The following is a 3,693-nucleotide window of genomic DNA, read 5'->3' as shown; positions in this document are numbered from 1 at the left end:
TTCGCCGTGGGGCGCGACCGACCTACCGGCCGGGCAGGAAACGCATCGCGTCCGTCGCGGGGGCGAGCATCTTGTGCCACCGCGTGCGGGGCAGGAACGACGGCCCGCCCAGGTGCATGACGCGCTGCGTGGCGATGGTCTGCGCCTCGGTGTACTTGAGCAGGCCCTCGTCGCCGTGCCTGCGGCCGACGCCGGAGGCGCCCATGCCGCCCATCGGACCCGCGACCGAACCCCAGCCGGCCACGTAGCCCTCACCGACGTTGACGGTGCCGGTCCGCAGCCGCGCGGCGATCTCCTCGCCCTCCGAGTCCGACGCGGCGAACACCGAGGAGTTGAGCCCGTACTCGGTGTCGTTGGCCTTGGCCACGGCCTCGTCCACCGAGTCGACCGGGTAGATCGACACGACCGGGCCGAACGTCTCCTCGCCGAAGCAGGTGGCGTCCTCCGGGACGTCGGCCAGCAGTGTCGGCTCGTAGAACAGGGGGCCGAGATCCGGGCGGGGGCGACCGCCGGCCAGGACGCGGGCGCCCTTGGCCACGGCGTCGTCGACGTGGGCGGTCACGGTGTCCAGTTGATCCCGGGAGATCAGGCTGCCCATCTCCGCCTCGAAGTCGTAGCCCGGGCCCACACTCATGGACCGGACGCGGGCGGTGAGCTTCTCGATGAGCTGGGGGGCCACCGACCTCTCCACGTACACGCGCTCCACCGAGATGCAGAGCTGGCCGGAGTTGGAGAAGAACGCGCGGGTTGCCACCTCGGCCACCTCGTCGAGGTCGGCTCCCGCCGCGACGATCATGGCGTTCTTGCCGCCGAGCTCGGCGGAGAACCCGATGAGCCGCTCGCCGCACTGGCGACCGAGCGTGCGGCCGGTGGCCGTGGAGCCGGTGAACATGAGGTAGTCCACGTTCTCCACGATCGCCCCGCCGACGGTGCGGCCCGAACCGGGGACCACCTGGAACAGGTCGCGGGGCAGACCCGCGCGGTACAGCAGGTCCGCTGCGGCCAGGGCGCAGAACGGCGTGATGGAGGCGGGCTTGATCACCACGGCGTTACCCGCGGCCAGGGCCGCCAGTGCGTCCGTGGCGGCGAGGTTGAGCGGGTAGTTCCACGGCGCGATCACACCCACGACGCCCTTGGGGTGGCGTCGGACCACGGCCTTGGTCAGGCCCGGCAGCATGCCCTGGACCCGCTTGGGGGCGAGCAGCCCCGGAGCCGTCTTGGCGTAGTGACGTGCGGTGATGAGGCAGTCCAGGACCTCCTCCTGCGCCGAGGCCCGACTCTTCCCGGTCTCCGCCTGGACGATGTCCATGAGCTGCTCGCGATCGCGCATGACCAGGGAGGCGAAGCGCTTGAGCACGGCGACGCGGTCCGCGGGCTCGCGGTCGGCCCACGCGATCTGGGCGGCGCGGGCCCGCTCGACGGCCGCCAGCACGTCGTCGGCGGTGCCCACGGGGATCTCGGCGAGCGGCTCGCCGGTGAAGACCTCCTCGATGACGTCTGACTCCCGACTCGAGGGATCGGAACGGAATTCGGGGATCGCGACGAGGTCGCGGAGTCGGTCGTAGACACGGGGCGTGGGTCGGCTCATGCCCCGATGTTACCGACGAGTAAGCCGACGCGGTACCGACTCGCCCTTGACCCTGACGTCGCGTCAGGGCCCAGGGTGGTCGATGTGAGAGATGCTGGAGCGATGACGAGGAGTGACGGGCTCACCGTGGGCGCGGTCGCCGACCTCGTCGGCGTCAGCGTCCGGACCCTGCACCACTGGGACCGGATCGGTCTGGCGCCGGCGAGTGGACGGACGTGGTCGGACTACCGCGTGTACGACGACGACGACGTCGCGCGCATCCACCGGATACTGGTCTACCGCGAGCTGGGCCTCCCGCTGGCGCAGATCGGGGTGCTGCTCGACGACCCCGACGTCGACGAGGGCGCCCACCTGTCCCGGCAGCGCGAGCTGCTCCTCGACCGCATCTCGCACCTGCAGGAGATGGTCTCCGCAGTAGACCGCCTGAAGGAGGCGATCGCCGTGAACACACCACTGACACCCGCGGATCGGGCCGAGATCTTCGGCACCGACTGGAACGAGGACTGGCAGGCCGAGGCGCAGCAGCAGTGGGGCGACACCCCGCAGTGGGAGCAGTCGCGACAGCGCACGAGCACGATGTCCAAGGAGGACTGGCGCCGGGTCAAGGCCGAGACGGATTCGCTCAACGCCGACCTGGCCGCCGCCAAGCGGGCCGGGGTGGACCCCGCCTCGCCCCGGGCCGCGGAGCTGGTCGAGCGGCATCGTGCGTCGATCTCGACGTTCTACGACTGCACGCGCTCGATGCAGGTGCTGCTGGCGCGCATCTACCGGCAGGACCCTCGCTTCAGCGAGACGTACGACTCGCTCGAGCCGGGCCTGACCGGGTGGATCGAAGCCGCTGTCGAGGCCGACGCCCGCGCGCACGGTGTGGACCCCGACACCGCCACGTGGGACTGATCCCGGTAGTCCCTCACCGATCCGCTCCCGGGTCGCGCTGCGTGTTCGTCCGGATCGCGACCGGTCGTGCGCCAGGGGTGGTCCATTCCGGGCGCGCGACTCGGCCGACGAGAGGCCGGTCGTGCGTACCCTGGACGCATGACCAGTCGATGGACCACAGCCGACATCCCTGACCAGACGGGCCGGACCTTCGTCATCACCGGCGCCAACGCCGGCCTCGGGCTCGAGTCCACCCGGGCGCTCACCGCGGCGGGAGCCCGGGTTCTGATGGCGTGCCGGGACACCACCCGCGCCGAGGCCGCCCGGGCCGGCCTGGCGCACCCGGATCGGGCGGAGGTCGTCCAGCTGGATCTGGCCGATCTGGACTCGGTCCGCTCCGCCGGTCAGGTGCTGGCCGACCACCGACCCGATGTGCTGATCAACAACGCCGGACTGATGAACATCCCGCAGTCGCGCACGGCCCAGGGCCACGAGATGCAGTTCGGGGTGAACGTGCTCGGCCACTTCGCGCTCACCGAGCAGCTCGTCCCCGTGCTCACCGACCGGGTGGTGTGGCTCGGCTCGATGATGCACAAGAGGGGCACCGTCGATCCGGACGACCTCGACTGGACCCGCCGCAAGTACTCGCCGATGGGGGTCTACGCGGCCACCAAGCTCGCCTGCGTCATGCTGGCCTACGAGCAGCAGCGTCGGTTCGACGCGGCGGGGTCACCGCTGAAGGCCGTGGCCGCCCACCCCGGGTACTCGGCCACCAATCTCCAGTACCGCAGCGGCAGCCGGGTCCAGGACCTGATGATGCGGGTCGCGGAGAAGGTCCCGTTCCTCGTCCAGCCGGCCGAGCGCGGGGCCCTGCCCCAGCTCTACGCCGCCACCGTCGACTCCGTTCCCGGCGGCGCGTACGTGGGTCCCGACGGCTTCGGTGAGCTCAGCGGATACCCGAAGATCGTCGACTCCACCCGCGCCTCGCACGACCGCGCGGTGGCGGCGGCCCTGTGGGATCGGTGCGCGGAGATGACAGCGGCTCGATGACGACGAGCTGAGCCCCGCCCGCGGCTCAGCCGCCAGGGCACTTTCGCGGCTCAGCAGCCAGGGCACTTTCGCGGCTCAGCCGCCACGGCACTTTCGCGGCTCAGCCGCGGCGCCTGGAGCCCGCCAGCAACAGGGCCCCCAGCAGCAGACTCACCGTGGCCAGACCCGCGATCGCGGTG

At 71.3% G+C, this 3,693-nt stretch carries 3 protein-coding genes; 2 read left to right on the top strand and 1 reads right to left on the bottom strand.

The window, feature by feature from the left end; translation table 11 throughout:
• Positions 1–22: 22 nt before the first annotated feature.
• A complete protein-coding gene (locus G6020_RS06390; RefSeq protein ID WP_182610044.1) occupies positions 23–1,588 on the bottom strand; it encodes a succinic semialdehyde dehydrogenase in 1,566 nt (521 codons plus the stop codon).
• A 102-nt stretch (positions 1,589–1,690) separates the two neighbouring features.
• Between G6020_RS06390 and G6020_RS06385 the strand changes: the two genes are divergently transcribed.
• Positions 1,691–2,485, top strand: coding sequence for a MerR family transcriptional regulator (locus G6020_RS06385; RefSeq protein ID WP_182610043.1), 795 nt, complete (start codon positions 1,691–1,693; stop codon positions 2,483–2,485).
• A gap of 138 nt (positions 2,486–2,623) precedes the next feature.
• Positions 2,624–3,514 (top strand): oxidoreductase, encoded by an 891-nt coding sequence (locus G6020_RS06380; RefSeq protein ID WP_182610042.1) that lies wholly within the window; start codon positions 2,624–2,626, stop codon positions 3,512–3,514.
• The last annotated feature ends 179 nt before the right edge of the window (positions 3,515–3,693 follow it).

This window comes from Dietzia sp. B19 (genome assembly GCF_014145155.1).
Lineage (GTDB): Bacteria > Actinomycetota > Actinomycetes > Mycobacteriales > Mycobacteriaceae > Dietzia > Dietzia natronolimnaea.
The sequence above is the reverse complement of the archived record's forward strand: the minus strand, read 5'-3'. Positions and strand labels throughout refer to the sequence as shown.

Bases quoted from the DNA above. Each gene is read 5' to 3' on its own strand.
- G6020_RS06385 (WP_182610043.1), top strand. From the start codon at position 1,691: ATGACGAGGAGTGACGGGCTCACCGTGGGCGCGGTCGCCGACCTCGTC.
- G6020_RS06380 (WP_182610042.1), top strand. From the start codon at position 2,624: ATGACCAGTCGATGGACCACAGCCGACATCCCTGACCAGACGGGCCGG.
- G6020_RS06390 (WP_182610044.1), bottom strand. From the start codon at position 1,588: ATGAGCCGACCCACGCCCCGTGTCTACGACCGACTCCGCGACCTCGTC.